The 408-nt window shown below is 53.9% G+C and carries 1 rRNA gene (only partly in view); it reads right to left on the bottom strand.

Features of this window, described 5'->3' with window-relative positions:
• Positions 1-408, bottom strand: a 23S ribosomal RNA gene (locus DWX59_RS28350) (its annotated part extends past both window edges: 1297 nt to the left, 492 nt to the right); the annotation flags it as partial.

Here is a 408-nt window from a genome sequence, read left to right as displayed (position 1 = left end):
CCAGCTCTTCCAGCCGCTGGCTGCAGCTTCCTCTCTCCGTCATTCCTTCACATATATATGAGTACAGGAATCTCTACCTGTTGTCCATCGACTACGCCTCTCGGCCTCGCCTTAGGTCCCGACTTACCCAGAGCGGACGAACCTTCCTCTGGAAACCTTGGGTTTTCGGTGCGTGGGATTCTCACCCACGTTCCGCTACTCACACCGGCATTCTCTCTTCCATGATCTCCACGCGTCCTCTCGATCACGCTTCTCCGTTCATGGAACGCTCCCCTACCATCCCTTGGGATCCATAGCTTCGGTAGTATGCTTAGCCCCGGTAAATTATCGGCGCAGAGTCATTCGACTAGTGAGCTGTTACGCACTCTTTAAAGGATGGCTGCTTCTGAGCCAACCTCCTAGTTGTCT

The organism is Enterocloster aldenensis (assembly GCF_003434055.1).
GTDB lineage: Bacteria > Bacillota > Clostridia > Lachnospirales > Lachnospiraceae > Enterocloster > Enterocloster aldenensis.
The sequence above is the reverse complement of the archived record's forward strand: the minus strand, read 5'-3'. Positions and strand labels throughout refer to the sequence as shown.